The sequence below is a fragment of the Amycolatopsis sp. cmx-4-83 genome (genome assembly GCF_046548815.1).
GTDB lineage: Bacteria > Actinomycetota > Actinomycetes > Mycobacteriales > Pseudonocardiaceae > Amycolatopsis > Amycolatopsis pretoriensis_A.
Window position 1 is genome coordinate 317,665 of sequence record NZ_JAEBEF010000002.1, and the last position, 15,672, is coordinate 333,336.

The window sequence follows — 15,672 nt, forward strand, 5'->3', positions numbered from 1 at the left end:
GTTGCCTATGCTCGGCTGACCACGACGAAGGGCGAGATCGATGGCCGAAGAGCGCGAAGAGCTGAGCTGGGAGCTGTTCGGCACCGCGAGCCGTGAACTGGCTCACACCATCGCCGACGACGGCTTCGCGCCGGACCTCATCCTCTCCATCGCCCGCGGCGGCCTCTTCGTCGCCGGCGCGCTCGGTTACGCGCTCGACGTGAAGAACCTGCACGTGATGAACGTCGAGTTCTACACCGGCGTCGACCAGCGCCTCGACCTGCCGGTGATGCTGCCGCCGGTGCCCAACGTCGTCGACCTGACGAGCAAGAAGGTGCTGATCGCCGACGACGTCGCCGACACCGGCGCCACCCTCAAGCTCGTCCGCGACTACTGCCTCGACCACGTCGCCGAGGTGCGCTCGGCCGTCGTCTACGAAAAACCGCACTCGACGGTGAAGTGCGAGTACGTCTGGCGGCACACCGACCGCTGGATCAACTTCCCGTGGTCGGTGCTGCCGCCCGTGGTCTCCCGAGAAGGCCAGGTGCTCGATGCCTGATCCGCTCAAGCCCCTCCTCGACCTCGAAGGCGTCGCCGCGGCGGCGAAGTCCGCGCAGGACGCCGTCTTCAAGGTGCACCGCCTGCCCGCCAACCTCCGCGGCGGCGCGGCGACGGCGGCCGAAGCGTCGGTGCGCGCCGCGCGTGCGTCCGCCGGCATCGAGGGCGCGAACCCGGAACTACCTCTTGACGGCGCGGTGGCGGACCCGGTCCTCGCCGGCGCGCTGCGCGTCGCCGAGACGTTGGAGACGCTCCTCCCGACGTGGCGCCGCGCGCCGCTGCAAGCGTTGGCCCGCCTGCACGTCCTCGCCGCGGCGGACCTCGTCGACGACCTGGACGCGTTGGGGCGCCCGCATTCCGGCGGCGGCCGGCTCGAGCTGCTGGCCCAGCTGGTGACCGGCGCGACGTCGGTCCCGGGCCCGGTGCTGACGGCGGTCGTGCACGGGGAACTGCTGGCGCTCAAGCCGTTCGGCAGCGCGGACGGCGTCGTCGCGCGGGCGGCCGCCCGGCTGACGATGGTCGCGACCGGTCTGGACCCGAAGGCGCTGAGCGTCCCCGAAGTGGCGTTCTTCCGGCGGGTCCCGCGCTATCTCGAAACCGCGGAAGGTTTCGCGAGCGGGAAACCCGAAGCGGTGCGCGAGTGGCTGCTCTTCTGCTGCGAAGCGTTCGAAGCGGGTGCGCGCGAAGCGAAGAGCATTTCGGACGCGGCTTCTTAAGTGGTCAGTTTCGCCGCCCACTTCTCTTCGATCCGCCCGAACCGCCACACCGCGAGCGCGACGACCCACGTCAGCACGAACAGCCCGACGATCCCGAACCCGACGTAGTCCAGGTCCACCGACGCGATCGCGGCCAGCGGTCCCGAGGTGATGTCCAGCTTCTCGGCGAGGATCGACACGAGCTCGATCGTGCCGATGACGAACGCGACGGCGACCGACAACGTCGTCACCGTGATGTTGTAGAAGATCTTGCGCACCGGCTTCGCGAACGCCCAGCCGTAGGCGAAGTTCATGAAGCAGCCGTCCACGGTGTCGAAGAGGCTCATCCCGGCGGCGAACAGGATCGGCAGCACGAGGATCGCGTACCAGGGGAGGGCGAACGTGGCGGCGCCGGCGGCGAGCACCAGCAGGCCGATCTCGGTCGCGGTGTCGAAGCCCAGGCCGAACAGCAGGCCGACGGGGTAGATGTGCCACGGCTTCCGCACGGACTTCGTCGCGCCGCGCAGCAGCCGGTTCATGACACCGCGGTTGTCCAGCTGGTGCTCCAGCGCGGCTTCGTCGAACTCGCCGTGGCGCATCCGCTTGAACACCCGCAGGATGCCGATCAGCACGACGAGGTTGAGGATCGCGATCACGTACAGGAACACGCCGGACACCGACGTCCCGATGAGGCCGGTGGCGGTGTGCAACGCCGAGGAGTCGTCCTCGACCTGCCCGGCCAGCGCGCGGACACCGAGGGAGAGCAACAGGCACAGCGCGAAGACGATCGTCGAGTGCCCGAGGGAGAACCAGAAGCCGACCGACAGCGGCCGCTGGCCGTCGGCCATCAGCTTGCGGGTCGTGTTGTCGATCGCGGCGATGTGGTCGGCGTCGAAGGCGTGGCGCATGCCGAGCGTGAAGGCCGTGACGCCGAGGCCGATCCCGAAGACGCCGGACGCGCCCAGCGCGTAGTGCCGGGGTGCGACGAAGACCGCCAGCACCACCCAGCCCACGACGTTGAGCAGCAGGACGAACCCCGCCATCCCGCCGATCGACACCCACTCGCGGCGCGAAAGGCCACGCCGCGAGTCCTCTTCCGTGCCCGCCATCGCCCACCAGCCTTCCTCATCTGAGAGGTTAGACAGGTGAACAGATGAACGGCAATGCGTCCTAGCTAGCGCGCACGCGCACCATGTCCAGCGCCTTGCGAACGTGTCCGCCGGCGGTGTGCAACGCCTTGGCCGCGCTCGTGACGTCGGTGCCCGAAAGCAGGTGCACCAGCGCCACCTTGAGGTCGCCCCCGGCCTCGGTGAGCGCGTCCGAGCAGTCCGCCATCGTCATGCCAGTGGCTTCCTGCAGGATCCGGATGGTCCGGCCGCGCAGCTTCGCGTTCGTCGCCCGCATGCTGACCATCAGGTTGGAGTAGGTCCGGCCCAGCTTGATCATCGTCGCCGTCGAGAACGACGTGAGGATCATCTTCTGCGCCGTGCCCGCCTTCATCCGGGTCGACCCGGCGATCGCCTCCGGACCGGTGTCGACGGCGATGAGCACGTCGACGCCCGCCGGCTTGGCGGCCCGCGCGTTGCCCGACACCAGGCCGGTGTGCGCGCCCTGGCGCTGGGCCGCGAGCAGCGCACCCAAGACGTACGGCGTCCTGCCCGACGCCGTCAGCCCCAGCACGAAGTCGCCCGGCTGGACCATGGCGGCCATCTCGGCCGCGCCGGCCCCGTCGTCGTCCTCCGCGTTTTCGACGGCCTGGCGCAGCGCGCGCTCGCCACCGGCGTGGTGCGCGATGAACCAGTCGGCCGGCACGTTGAACGTCGGCACCAGCTCGGCCGCGTCCAGCGTGGCTAGGCGTCCGGACGTCCCCGCACCGACGTAGTGCACCCGGCCACCGGCCCGCAGGGCGTCGACCGCGTAGTCCACCGCACGGGCCACCTGCGGCAGCACCTCGGCCACGGCGCCGGCGACCGTGCGGTCCTCGGCGTTGATCGCACCCAGGATCCCCGCGGTGGACATCAGGTCGATGTCCGTGGTGCGGGGATTGCGGGTCTCGGTCGGCGAATCGACGTGCACCGCCTGCACGGGGACGGTCATCATGCGCCTCACATTTTCTCCGGTCACTACTTGCCGGTTTCCCGCGGACGGCGACGACCGTCCGGCCTGACCCCCAGGCGGTGCGAGCCGACCGCGTCCCTGGTGGCGTCCAGGGCGTTGACCGACGCGTCCATGTGCCGCTGCGCGACGCCGATGAACAGGCAGTCGATGACGGTGAGCTGGGCGATGCGGCTCGCCGTCGCCCCCGAACGGAACGTGGTTTCCCGTGCCGCGGTCGTCAAAACGTAGTCGGCGACCTCGGTGATCGGGGACCGCGGGAAGTTCGTCACGGCGATGGTGATCGCGCCGTGCTCCCGGGCCACCCGCAGCGCCTCGACGGTGTCGGTGGTCGCGCCGGTGTGCGAGACGCCGATCGCGACGTCGCCCGGGCTCAGCACCGCGGCCGAGGTCAGCATGATGTGCGTGTCCGACCACGCGAAGCACACGCGGCCGATGCGGTGCAGCTTCTGCTGCAGGTCCGCGGCGACGAAGGCGCTGGCGCCCACGCCGTAGACGTCCGCGCGGCCGGCGCTCGCGACGACCTCGATCACGCGCTCCAGCGTGGCGACGTCGAGCTGGTCGGCCGTCTCTTCGACCGCGCGGGCGTCGGCGAAGCTGACCTTGCCGATCACGGCGGCCAGGTCGTCCTCCGGGCCGATCTCGCCGCCGAGATTGCGCGTGGTGCGCGCCTCGGTGCGGGCGGTGTCCGCGGCCAGCGCGATGCGCAGCTGCGGGTACCCGCCGACGCCGACGGCCTTGCAGAAGCGCGTCACCGTCGTCTCACTCGTGTTGGCGGCCAGGGCCACCTCGGTGATGCTGCGTCTCGCGACGTGCGCGGGATCCTCCAGCACGACCTTCGCCACGCGCTGCTCGGCGCGGGCCAGGCCGGGGAGCAACGACCGAATGCGCACCAGCGGGCTGGAGTCCGCGTCCCGTGCGGCCATCTGGACCGATACGGGCTCGGACGGTGCCGTGCCGACTACGGATTCGGTATCATTCACCGTCGGAAAGTTACTAACCGTTGGCATCTGCGACAAGGCTACCCACACCCTTCAGTCCTATCGCAACCCATCCGTGTCTGCGGATCTGGATTTGCGATTAATCACTGACCAGAAAGTCGCCAACCAGGTCGGTCTTGTTAACGAGGTCAAGCTAACGACTTGGCAACTTAGTGTCGCGGTGCAAGCGGCAAGCGGACGGTAAACTCGGGCTGGTGGTCGACGTTCGGCGACAGATCGCTCACCGAGCGCTCAACTGCCAACCCTCCGCGACGAAAGCGGCCGGGTTTCGTTCACCGTCGAGGAGTGATCGGCCGCTCTCGGTGACTTTCACACCGTCGACCGAAACTCCGCGTCCCGTGTAGTTCGGATCGGTGCTGTAACGCCAGCGGAGGCTGATCGAGGCCGCGTGCGGCAGCGTCCCGATGACCTTCCACCAGGCACGGTGGCCGTGTCCGGAGAGCGACGTCACGCTTCCGGAGGGTGCCCCCGGTCCGGATACCGATACGGCGATCGGTTGCCAGTTCACCCCGTCGGTGCTGGCTTGCAGCTGAAGTGGATCAGTCGGGCCTTCGGTGTCCACGAAAGCGTAGAACGAGACGCGGGCTTGATCGCTCTCCGTGGTAAAAGGCCGAGTACTCAGCGTGGCGACGCTCGCATTACCCAGCGTGCTCGCCCAGGCGTCCTTCCCGACCGCCGGCCGCACCGCCATGGCCCTGGCCAGCGACGTCGCCCACACCTGGCGGGCGGTGTTGATCGAGCCCCAGCCGCGGCTCGGGTGCACCCGGTTGGTCAGCAGGATCGCGAAGGAACGCGACTCCGGGTCGATGACCAGCGTCGTCCCGGTGAAGCCGGTGTGGCCCGCGGTGACCGGCGACGCCAGCGCGCCCATGTACCAGGGCTGGTCGAGCTCGAAGCCCAAGCCGTGCGCGTCGTCCGGGAACTGCTGGTTGTAGTTCGTCAGCATCATCTGCCGCACGGTCTCTTCGCCCAGGATCCGGTGCCCGCGGTAGCTGCCGCCGTTGAGCATCGTCTGGGCGAGGGTGGCCATGTCGCCGGCGGTGCTGAACACCCCGGCGTGCCCGGCGACGCCGCCGAGCGACCACGCGTTCTCGTCGTGCACGCTGCCGCGGACCATCCCGCGCGGCGGGTTCGCCTCGAACTCCGTCGCGGCGATCCGGTTCAGCTTCGACGCGGGCGGGTTGTACCCGGTGTCGACCATTCCGAGCGGCGCGGTGATCCGGTCGTGGACGACCTTGTCGAGGGTCTGCCCGGTCAGCTTCTCGACGATGAAGCCGAGCGTGAGCAGGTTGATGTCGGAGTAGAGGTACGTCGTGCCCGGCTTGTTCTTCAGCGGGCTGTCGAGCACGGCCTGGCGGCGCGACGGGATGTCCGGGTAGCCGGCCCAGAGCGAGGGGATCGGGTCGGCGTCGAACCCGGAGACGTGCGTGAGCAGCATCTTGACCGTGATGGCCGCTTTGTCGCCGGTGGCGAACTCGGGGAAGAAGCGGGACACCGGGGTGTCGATGGTCAGCTGCCCGCGCTCGACGAGCTGCAGGACGGCGATCGACGTGAACAGCTTCGAGATCGAAGCCATGTCGAAGATCGTGTCGTTCTTCATGGGGACCTGCTGGTCGGCGGGCAGTTCGGTGCCCGCGGCGTCGGCGTACCGCAGCGCGCCGCCGACCGCGTACCGGTCGACGACGACGCCGTCGTGCGCCAGCAGGCCCACCGCGCCGGAGAAGTGCGGGTGCCCGGTGGCGTCCGGCTTGGTCCAGCTCGCCAGGAAGTCCTCGGCCGCCTTCATCGGCGCCGGGTCGAGGCCCACTTGCTGCGGGGGTCCGGCGCGCAGGGTCGTCCACGCCGGGGCGAACCCCCGCTGCGGCCGGTCGAAACGGCCGGCGTCGTGGTGTCCCGTGATGGCGCTGGCTCCCGAATCCGACACGGTCAACGTGGTCAGCGCGACCAGCACTCCGGCGGCCGCGGCGAGGACCTTCCTAGCACGCACGAGCTTCCCCCTCAGCGGTAGAGCAGGTAGTGGCGACGTCTGCGGTCGAACTCGGCGAGCTCGGCCCGCCAGGCCCCGGTGACCTCGTCGACGCCCGCCCCGGCGTCGACCATGGTGCGCAGCCGGTCGGAGCCGGAGAGCTTGTCGATGTAGTTGTCCGGGCGCCACGCGAAGACGTCCGGGTGCAGCGCCTTCGCCGTGACGAGCATGGCGACCGCGGTCCGGATCGCGTCGAAGGCCCGTGGGTCGCTCACGCTCAGCTGCACGCCACCGCAGGTCTGGTTGACGAACTTGCTGAACGTCGGCACGAAGTAGGTCTCGCGGAACTTCGCGCCCGGCAGCGCGAGGTCCTCGAGCTTCTCCCGCCAGCGCCAGTCGAGCCCGGGCGCGCCGATGATCTCGAACGGCCGGGTCGTCCCGCGGCCTTCGGAGAACACGGTGCCCTCGAACATCCCGGTGCCCGGGTAGACGAGCGCGGTGTCCGGGGTCGGCATGTTCGGGCTCGGCAGCACCCAGTTCAGCCCGGTCTGCGCGAAGAGCGTGTCGCGCTGCCAGCCGCGGACCTGGACGACTTCGAGGCGATCCAGCTGCACGCCGTCGCCGGGCAGGAACTCCTCGGCGAAGTAGCGCGCCAGCTCACCCGCGGTCATGCCGTGCTGCTGGACGATCGGCTTCCTGCCGATCCCCGAGGAGAACTTCGGGTCGAGCAGCGGGCCGGCCGCCCGGCCGCCGATCGGGTTCGGCCGGTCGAGCACGACGAAAGCGGCCTTGACCTGCGCCGCGGCCACCATCGCCGTGTAGAGCGACCAGATGTAGGTGTAGAAGCGCGCGCCCACGTCGGCGATGTCGAACACCACCGTGTCGACGCCCGCCTTGGTGAACAGCGAAGCGAGCTTCGTCGCGTCGACGCCATACGCGTCGTACACCGGGACACCCGTGCGAGGGTCGGTGTAGTCGCCTTCGGAGCCGCCGGCCTGCGCGCTGCCGCGGAAGCCGTGCTCGGGCCCGAAGGCCGCGACCGGCTTGACGCCGGCCGCGACCATCGAGTCGACGATGTGGTCGCCGTTGAGTAGCACGCCGGTGGGGTTCGACAGCACCCCGAGCTTGCGGCCCTTGAGCGGCCGCCAGCCCTGCGCGGCCAGCTGCTCCGCACCGGTGAGCACCCGTCCGTGGTTCTGTTCGGCTTGCGCCGGCTGCTCCGGCTGGGCACCCGCGACGGCCGAGCCGCCCGCCAGGACCGGGACGGCGGCCGCGCTCGCGCCCAGGAAGTGGCGCCGGTTGAGCGTCACCAGGTCAGCCCGTGGCCGAACGGGTACTTGACCGTGGTCAGGTCGGCGCCCGCCGGGATGTCGACCGGCAGCTTCCCGACCGGCTTCGTCTCGCCGAGCACCACCTTGGCCAGCGCTTCGAGAGTCGGCGTGATGTAGCCGTAGGTGGCCAGCCACGTCTTGACGGTGCTCGGGTAGCCGGCGTCGTACGGGATCTGCGCGGCGACCGCGACGACCGGTTTCGCGGTGGCCTGCAGGGCGTCGAGCAGCTTGGTCTGCAGCGGGAAGGCGGCGATGTTGTTGGTCAGCACGACGACCAGGTCGGTGTTCTTGGCGTTCGCGACCGCCTGCGCGATCTGCGCGTCCGTCGGGGCCTGGCCGGTCTGGTAGGCGGTCGCGGCCGTACCGTGCGCGGTCAGCTTCTGGGCGAGGGTCGCGGTGGTCGAGACACCCCAGCCGGTGACGAGCGCGGTCGCGGGCTTCTGCTTGAGCGGCAGCACCCCGGCGTCGTTCGCTACGGCCGTGATCCCGCGGTCGGCGATGTCCTGCGCGGTGGCGAGGCTCGCCGGGATGCCCACGGTCTTCATGACGCGGTTCGTGTCGACGAACGGCGAGAACAGGATGCCGCGCTTGAACTTCAGCTTCAGCACGCGCAGCACGCTCTGGTCGATCCGCTGCACCGGGATGTCGCCGGTCTTCACAGCGGTGAGCACCGAGTTGATGGCGAGGTCGAGGTGCACCGGCATGAGCAGCTGGTCGATGCCGGCCTTCAGCGCGAGCACCGGGATCTCGGCGTCGCTGTGCAGCTGGCGCACGCCCTGCATCTCGAGGGCGTCGGTGACGACGACCCCGTTGTACCCGAGCTCGTTGCGCAGCTTGCCGGTGATGATCGGCTTCGACAGCGTCGCGGGTTCGAGCGACGGGTCGAGGCTGGGGAACTGGATGTGCGCGCTCATGATCGAGTCGACACCGGCCGCGATGGCGGCCTTGAACGGCGGCACGTCGGTGGCCCGCCACTGCGCCTCGGTGCTGTCGATCCGCGGCAGCCCGGTGTGGCTGTCGGTCGGCGCGGCGCCGTGCCCCGGGAAGTGCTTGCTGGTCGCGGCCACGGACTTCTGGAAGCCCTTGAGCTCGGCGGTGACGAAGTCACTGGCCAGCCCGGGCTGGCCGGCGAAGGACCGCACGCCGATGACCGGGTTGGCGGGGTTCGAGTTGACGTCCGAATCGGGCGCGAAGTCCTGGTTGATCCCGACGGCCCGCAGTTCCTGGCCGAGGATGGTGGCGGCCTTCGTCGCCCGCCCGGTGTCCCGCCCGGCGGAGATGGCCATGGCGTTCGGGAACTCGGTGGCCGGCGCCCCCATCCGCGTGACGGTGCCACCCTCCTGGTCGGCGGCGACCTGCAACGGGATGTGGGCCCCGCTGGTGATGGCGGCCTTCTGCAGCCCGTTGGACAGCTTGGCGACCTGGACCGGGTCGTCGAAGTTGTCGCGCGTGTCGTTGTTGAAGTAGATGACACCGCCCAGGTGGTACTTTCGGACCACCTGCGCCGGGGTGTCCACGCCGAAGTCGGTCTGGTTCTTCGGGTTCACCTCGTCGGCCGTCTTGCCGTTCACCCAGGTGATGAACAGCTGCCCGACCTTTTCTTCCAGCGTCAGCCCCCGCAGCGCCTGCGTGGCGGCGGCCTCGGCCTGCGCGTCCACGCTCATCCGCGGCGCGCTCGCCGCGGTCGCGACACCCACACCGGTGAACGCGAGCACCCCCGCGACGGGCAGGGCGAGCGCATGGAACCTCCGATTTCGGGTCGTCACGACCAGCCTCCCAGAAAGTTGCGGGCGCCCGGCGGACGTGAGAAGTCCACTCGGAGGCGCCAGTATCGGGAAGCTACTCACCGAATCCGGTGATGTCCATCGACCGACCGCACCAACGGACCGTTCGTACCCGGATCGGTAGGAAAGTCGCCGTTCGCAACGTGCACAGAGGTCCGAACGGGTGGCGTGGCCCGGGCTCGCGTGCCGCGCACGCACCCACTCGCCAAATAGACGAGGCGGCGCCCGTGGCCAAGGGCCACGGGCGCCGCCTGCAAGCGCGAACTTCTCGGGCGACCAAGCGTGCAACTCTGGTCGTACCTACATGGACTCGGCGTGTGGCGTCCCACTACGCAGTCCCTAGACGACGAGCCTCCCGCGGCGCGCTGCGCGTGGGTACCCGGAGTCCGCGCACGGAGGTTTGCCGGGGTGGAACAGGCTTCTCTTCTACCTGTTCCCTGGCCGACCGAACGTCCGCACCTACTTTCTACGCCGTGAGCCCGGTCACTTCAAGTGCGCGGATGGGTGCACCGGTACAGAGGCTGGATCGGGTGACACAGGCACCCAGCGCGACGGACAATTCGGGGCTGGGCCAAGCAAAGTGGCGGCCGTACGGCCGTGTGGGTGGCGAGGCCCGCCGGCTACCGGGACCGACGGCGACGGCTGAGGCCGTACCAGGTCGCTCCGGCGGCCACCGCGCCGACGCCGAGGGCCACGATCCCCGCCGATCGGGTGGGGATCCGGGTGCGCAGCGACATCGGCCGGTCGAACGCCAGGATCGGCCAGCCGCGGTCGAGCGCCTCGCGCCGCAGGAGCTTGTCCGGGTTGACCGCGTGCGGGTGCCCGACCACCTCGAGCAGCGGGATGTCGGTGCTCGAGTCGGTGTAGGCGAAGCACTCGGCGAGGTCGTAGCCGTGGGTCGCGGCAAGCTGCTTCGCCGCGACGGCCTTGTTAGCCCCGTAGCAGTAGAAGTCGACTTCGCCGGAGTAGCGGCCGTCGACGATCTGCATCCGCGTCGCGACGCTGCGGGTCGCCCCGAGCATTTCGGCGACGGGCGCGACGACCTCCTCGCCGGTCGCCGAAAGCACGATGACGTCGTGGCCGTCCGCGCGGTGGCGCGCGATCAGTTCCGCCGCTTCCGCGTACACGAGCGGGTCGACGACGTCGTGCAGGGTTTCGCGGACGATCGACGAAACCTGGGCGACGTCCCAGCCCGCGCACAGCGCGGAAACCTCGGCGCGCAACCTCTCGGTTTTGTTTTCGTCGGCGCCGGCGAGCGAAAACACAAGCTGCGCGTAGGCGCTTCGCAACGCGGCGCGACGGTTGATCAAACCCTCCCTCAGCAACGGTTTGCTGAACGCCAGCGCGCTCGACGAAGCGATGATCGTCTTGTCCAGGTCGAAGAACGCGGCCACCGCGTGCTCCGGGCCCGGCTTCCGGGTGCGCGACGGCGCACTGCTCGGTTCGGCCACGTGCCCAGGATAAGAGCTTGATCGCGGCGCGTCCCGTTGATCCACCACGGACGCGCCGCGCCGCCGGAAATTCCATGACAGGAAGGCACTTCCGGCGCGCTGTGCCGTTACCGAACTGTGTGCCTCGTCCGGCGCGCGAACCGGCGCCCGGCGGAGTTACAGTGAGGGAGCCCGGTGTCCAACCGGGCCGGTTCAGTCCGACCCCCCGGGGCTGAACCCACGGCGGCCCTCGTCCCTCCCCCCTGGCGAGGGCCGCCCTCTTACCTTCCGCTAACCTTCGCCGATTTTCTTTGGCCAGCGAGGAATCCGCTTTCCGGTCGCGGCGGCTCGCCGGCTGCGGCGGTTCACGCCGCTTTCCACCGCACGTGCGTCACGGGTGGGCGCGATCCTGCCACGGCCCACCGACAAAACCGGTTCGCGAGCGGTTCCCCGGGCCGAAGTTGTCCACAGCACCCGGGTTGTCCACAGCCCGCCGCCCGACCCGTTGTGCCTCCGTGCCCCCGCCCGCGACGGTGGAAGCCGGGCCACCCACGGCCCGCACCGACGACGGGGGAGGAACGCATGACGGGGGAACGACCGCTGGTGGTCGCCGCGGACGAAACCGTGCTCGACGAGATACTGCGCGTGGCGGCGGTCGCGGGCTGCGAGCTGGACCGGGCACCGGACCTGACCGCGGCACACGGCCACTGGGCCCGCGCGCCCCTGGTGGTCCTCGACGAAGAAGCCGTGCGCCTGCCACCGGCCCTGCCCCGGCGCCCCGGGATCCTGCTGGTCTGCAAGGGCAGCCCGGGACCGGAGACGTGGCGCCACGCGTTCCGCGGCGGCGTCGAGCGCGTGATCTCGTTGCCCGACGAGGAGACCGAACTCGCCGGCGCGTTCGCCGACGTCGTCGAAACACCGGCGGAGGAACCCGGCCTGGTGCTCGGTGTCGTCGGCGGTCGAGGAGGCGCGGGCGCGTCCGTCTTCGCGGCGACGCTGGCGCTGGCAGCGGACCGGGAGCCGGGCGGCGCCCTGCTGGTGGACTGCGACCCACTCGGCGGCGGCCTGGATGTGTTGCTGGGCCTGGAAAAGGCACCCGGCCCGCGCTGGTCGGACGTGCGCCTGACCGGCCGCGTCTCACTGCCATCGCTGGCCGCGACCCTCCCACGGCGAAGACACCGCGGCGGCAGCCTGCCGGTGCTGGCGTGCGGCCCCGAGGGCGAAGGCCCCTCGGTCGAATCCCTGTCGGCGGTCCTCTCCGCGGGCCGCCGCTCGGGCCGCACGGTGGTGTGCGACCTCCCCCGCACCCTCACCGACGCGGCCGCGGAAGCGGTGGCGGTCGCCGACCTGGTGGTGCTGGTGGTCCCGGTGGAACTCCGCGCCTGCCTGGCGGCGAAGCAGGTCCTGCGCCGCCTGTCGGAGCTGACGGCCCGAACGGGGGTGGTCGCATGTGGACGTTCGAGAGCCGACGCTCCCCAAGCCCACGCGGCCGGCCTCCTGGGCCCACCCGTACTGGCCTCGATGCCCCCGGAACGCGGCCTCCCCGCCGCAGTGGAGCGCGGCGAGTTCCCGGCCAAATCAACCGGCCCGGTGGCCAAGGCGGCAGCCCGAGTCCTGACCGCAGCCCGCCGCGAAGCCCGGGCAGCCACCCGATGAGCACCCCGACCAGAGTGCGCGACCTCCTCCTGCCCGCTCTTTTGACGCTGGCAACCCGCAGCCCGGCAAGCGCCAAGAACTTCCTCGCACTGCTACCACCCCCGCGACGACGGGGCACCCGCGTCACAGCCGACGCCACTCCCGCCCAGCCGCCGCCCCAGGCACGGCCAGGCCCCCGCGTCACGGCCGAAGCCACTCCGACGCGTGCCCCGACGGAGCCCTTCCCGCCACCGACCGACACCCGCGTCACGGCCAGCGCCACTCCCGCCCAGCCGCCGCCCCAGGCACGGCTAGGCACCCGCGTCACAGCTAACGCCACTCCCGCCCAACCGCCGCCCCAGGCACGGCCAGGTACCCGCGTCACGGCTGAAGCCACCTCGACGTGCGCCCCGACGGAGCCCTTCCCGCCACCGACCGGCACCCACGTCACAGCCCCAGCCACCCCGATCCACCCTCCGACCAAGGCGGTGAGCCCATGACGACCGACTTCGTGGACCGCGTCCGCAACCGCCTGGCCGGCGACCGCCGCCAGGCCGACCCGGTCGCCGTCGCCACCGCCGTCCGCGCCGAGGCAGGCGGCGCCCTCGGCCACAGCGCCGTCCTCGACGCGGCCCGCCAAGCCCGCGACGAGTTCATCGGCGCCGGCCCGCTGGCCCCACTCCTCGAGGACCCGAACACCACCGACGTGCTCGTGACGAGCCCGGAAGAGGTCTGGACGGACGGCCCCACCGGCCTCACCCGCACCTCCGTCCGCTTCACCGACGAAGAAGCCGTCCGCCGCCTGGCCCAGCGCCTCGCCCTCGCGGCGGGCCGCCGCCTCGACGACGCCCAGCCCTATGTGGACGGCTGGCTCCCCGGCGCCGGCCCGCACGGCCGGATCCGCGTCCACGCCGTCCTCCCGCCGATCGCGACGGCCGGCACCTGCCTGTCCCTGCGCGTCCTCCGCCCGGCGACGCACGACCTCACCGCTCTCCGCGCACTCGGCGCGTTCGATGCCGAAGGCGCGAAGCTGCTGCAGACCGTCGTCACCAGGCGGATGGCGTTCCTCGTCACGGGCGGCACCGGCGCGGGCAAGACCACGCTCCTCGCCGCGTTGCTCGGCGCGGTCGACCCGGGCGAGCGGATCGTCTGCGTCGAGGACGCCGGCGAGCTGCAGCCGGCGCACCCGCAGTTCGTCAGCCTCGTCGCCCGTCCGGCCAATGTGGAGGGTGCGGGCGCGGTCGGCCTGCCCGAGCTGGTGCGCCAGGCGCTGCGCATGCGACCCGACCGGCTGGTGGTCGGTGAGGTTCGCGGCGCCGAGGTCGGCGCGTTGCTCACCGCGCTGAACACGGGTCACGACGGCGGTGCGTGCACGGTTCACGCGAACTCCCCGGCGGAGGTCCCGGCCCGCATCGAGGCCCTCGCCGCGCTGGGCGGTCTCGGCCGCGAAGCCGTGCACAGCCAGCTGGTCGCGGCGATCCGCGTGGTCCTGCACATGCGCCGCGAGCTGGGCGGCCGACGTCGACTCGCCGAGGTCGGCGTGCTCCGCACCGAACACGGCCGGGCCCGGGTGGTGCCGGTGTGGCGCGCGGGCCGCTGGACGATCGACCGCCACCTGTTCGTGAACTCGGGGGCGATCGCGTGCTGAACCTCCTGCTGTCAAACGATTTCCCGCGCGAGCGAAGGAGACGCCGATGATCACGGCGTGGTTCCCGCTGTGCGTCGGCGCGGCGCTGGCGTGCTGGCCCGCACCACCGAACCGGCTCCAAGCGGTGATCGAGCCACCGACGACGATCCGCGTCCCCGACGTGTGGCGCGTCGTCCGCTGGCTGTTCCCCACGGCACTCGCGGGTTTGGTGGCGGGAATCGGCGGTGCGATCGCTGCGGGCATGCTGACGCTGGCCTGGCGCCAGGAGTGGCGAGCCCACCGACGCGCCGGCGCGGAGCTCGCGATGGCGGCGCACACCGCGACCGCGTTGCGGACGATGGTGGCCGAGCTGCGTTCCGGCGCCCACCCCGTCACCGCGGCGGAAGCGGCCGCGGACGTCGTCCCGGCGCTGGCGAACGACCTCCGCTCCTTGGCGACGGCGGCCCGGCTCGACAGCGAACCGCGCGCACCAGCCCTGCCCGAGCTGGCCGCGGCCTGGAGTCTGGGCAAGCGCTACGGCTTGCCGATGGCCGACGTCCTCGACGCGACCCGCCGCGACGCCGAAGCGAGCCTGGCGTTCGCCCGCCGGATGCGTGCGAAGCTGGCCGGCCCCCGAGCGAGCGCGGCGGTGCTGACCGGCCTCCCGGTCCTGTGCCTGCTGCTCGGTCAGGCCATGGGCGCGGCCCCGCTGACGGTGCTGACCGGGAGCACCCCCGGCCAGCTGCTCCTGATCGCGGGCAGCGGTCTGCTCTGGGCAGGAACGGCGTGGTGCCGCGCCTTGACCGGACGGACGCGCATCCGATGAACGCGGCCGCACTGGTCCTCATGGCCTCAGCCCTGCTCATCTGGCCGGACGACACCGTGGCGAGGCGCTTCGGCCAATCCCACTCCGTCCGGAAGTGGCCACGCGCGGTAGTCCCCATCGCGACAGCGTCGGCCGGGGTATCGACAGCCGTACTGATCGGCGGAGTGGCCGGGGTGGCCCTGGGCGCGATCGTGACCGCCACCGGCTGGTGGGCGATGCACCGCACGCGCCGTCCACGCGCACCCACGGCGGACATCGCGACCAGGCTCCGGCTCGCGGGAACGCTCGACCTCCTGGCGGCCTGCCTGCGAGCGGGGCTGCCGGTTCCGTCGGCGCTCGAAGCCGTCGCCGGCACCGCGCCCACCGAAGCGGGTGCGGTGATGCGCTCGACCGCCGGCCTCCTGGCCCTCGGTTCCCGTCCGGAAGAGGCGTGGGAACCGGTGCGTACCGCTCCTGGCCTCGCCGAACTGGCGGGCGCGGCCATCCGGACGTCCCGCTCCGGCGCGGCCTTTGCCGCGGCGGCCGCCGACCTCGCCGGCCGGTTCCGCGACGAGCTGGCCGCGGAAGCGGAGGAACGCGCCGAACGGGCCGGGGTGGCGCTCGCCCTGCCGGTGGGCGTGTGTTTCCTGCCGGCCTTCTTCTGCCTGGGCGTGCTGCCGGTCGTCCTCGGCCTGGCCGGCCACCTCGGCCCGCTCTTCTGACCACCAGTACTGAAGGGAAGAACC

General features: G+C 71.3%; 13 protein-coding genes. 6 read left to right on the forward strand and 7 right to left on the reverse strand.

The features are described 5' to 3' along the window. Positions 1 to 40 precede the first annotated feature (40 nt). Both ACLJQM_RS06545 and ACLJQM_RS06550 read left to right on the forward strand, forming a co-directional pair. On the forward strand, positions 41 to 538 hold the full coding sequence (locus ACLJQM_RS06545) for a phosphoribosyltransferase (RefSeq protein WP_360777588.1): 498 nt from the start codon (positions 41 to 43) through the stop codon (positions 536 to 538). After that, positions 531 to 1,253, forward strand: a complete 723-nt coding sequence (locus ACLJQM_RS06550; RefSeq protein ID WP_360777586.1) for an oxidoreductase — start codon at positions 531 to 533, stop codon at positions 1,251 to 1,253. Before ACLJQM_RS06545 ends, ACLJQM_RS06550 begins: the two co-directional genes overlap by 8 nt. On the opposite strand, the gene ACLJQM_RS06555 is transcribed toward ACLJQM_RS06550, so the two are convergent. From ACLJQM_RS06555 to ACLJQM_RS06585, 7 genes are all read right to left on the reverse strand, one after another. Continuing rightward, positions 1,250 to 2,341 (reverse strand): HoxN/HupN/NixA family nickel/cobalt transporter, encoded by a 1,092-nt coding sequence (locus ACLJQM_RS06555; RefSeq protein WP_360777584.1) that lies wholly within the window; start codon positions 2,339 to 2,341, stop codon positions 1,250 to 1,252. The two genes, ACLJQM_RS06550 and ACLJQM_RS06555, sit on opposite strands and share 4 nt — an antisense overlap. A 61-nt stretch (positions 2,342 to 2,402) precedes the next feature. Next, the gene (locus ACLJQM_RS06560; protein WP_247017339.1) at positions 2,403 to 3,332 is read right to left on the reverse strand and encodes an N-acetylmuramic acid 6-phosphate etherase; all 930 of its coding nucleotides are present in this window, start codon (positions 3,330 to 3,332) and stop codon (positions 2,403 to 2,405) included. A 23-nt stretch (positions 3,333 to 3,355) separates the two neighbouring features. Continuing rightward, entirely contained in the window at positions 3,356 to 4,273 is a 918-nt protein-coding gene (locus ACLJQM_RS06565) for a MurR/RpiR family transcriptional regulator (protein ID WP_247025465.1), read from the reverse strand. A gap of 295 nt (positions 4,274 to 4,568) precedes the next feature. Next, a complete protein-coding gene (locus tag ACLJQM_RS06570; protein ID WP_410630801.1) occupies positions 4,569 to 6,299 on the reverse strand; it encodes a serine hydrolase in 1,731 nt (576 codons plus the stop codon). A gap of 47 nt (positions 6,300 to 6,346) precedes the next feature. Further along, the gene (locus ACLJQM_RS06575) at positions 6,347 to 7,624 is read right to left on the reverse strand and encodes an exo-beta-N-acetylmuramidase NamZ domain-containing protein (RefSeq protein ID WP_410630449.1); all 1,278 of its coding nucleotides are present in this window, start codon (positions 7,622 to 7,624) and stop codon (positions 6,347 to 6,349) included. After that, the gene (locus ACLJQM_RS06580) at positions 7,621 to 9,309 is read right to left on the reverse strand and encodes a glycoside hydrolase family 3 protein (RefSeq protein ID WP_410630802.1); all 1,689 of its coding nucleotides are present in this window, start codon (positions 9,307 to 9,309) and stop codon (positions 7,621 to 7,623) included. The genes ACLJQM_RS06575 and ACLJQM_RS06580 overlap by 4 nt, the downstream gene beginning before the upstream one ends. Before the next feature lie 740 nt (positions 9,310 to 10,049). Beyond that, a complete protein-coding gene (locus ACLJQM_RS06585) occupies positions 10,050 to 10,880 on the reverse strand; it encodes an HAD family hydrolase (protein WP_247017343.1) in 831 nt (276 codons plus the stop codon). A gap of 561 nt (positions 10,881 to 11,441) precedes the next feature. On the opposite strand from ACLJQM_RS06585, the gene ssd reads away from it, so the two are divergent. The 4 genes from ssd (at position 11,442) to ACLJQM_RS06605 (ending at position 15,648) form a co-directional block, all read left to right on the forward strand. Continuing rightward, positions 11,442 to 12,515: a septum site-determining protein Ssd gene (ssd, locus tag ACLJQM_RS06590; RefSeq protein WP_360777579.1), complete on the forward strand. Its 1,074-nt coding sequence runs from the start codon at positions 11,442 to 11,444 to the stop codon at positions 12,513 to 12,515. A gap of 475 nt (positions 12,516 to 12,990) precedes the next feature. Next, positions 12,991 to 14,142 carry a TadA family conjugal transfer-associated ATPase gene (locus tag ACLJQM_RS06595; RefSeq protein WP_410630450.1) on the forward strand — a complete coding sequence of 384 codons (1,152 nt, stop codon included), beginning with the start codon at positions 12,991 to 12,993 and terminating at the stop codon, positions 14,140 to 14,142. A gap of 46 nt (positions 14,143 to 14,188) precedes the next feature. Next, positions 14,189 to 14,947: a type II secretion system F family protein gene (locus tag ACLJQM_RS06600; protein WP_410630451.1), complete on the forward strand. Its 759-nt coding sequence runs from the start codon at positions 14,189 to 14,191 to the stop codon at positions 14,945 to 14,947. Then, entirely contained in the window at positions 14,944 to 15,648 is a 705-nt protein-coding gene (locus tag ACLJQM_RS06605; protein ID WP_410630452.1) for a type II secretion system F family protein, read from the forward strand. The genes ACLJQM_RS06600 and ACLJQM_RS06605 overlap by 4 nt, the downstream gene beginning before the upstream one ends. The last annotated feature ends 24 nt before the right edge of the window (positions 15,649 to 15,672 follow it).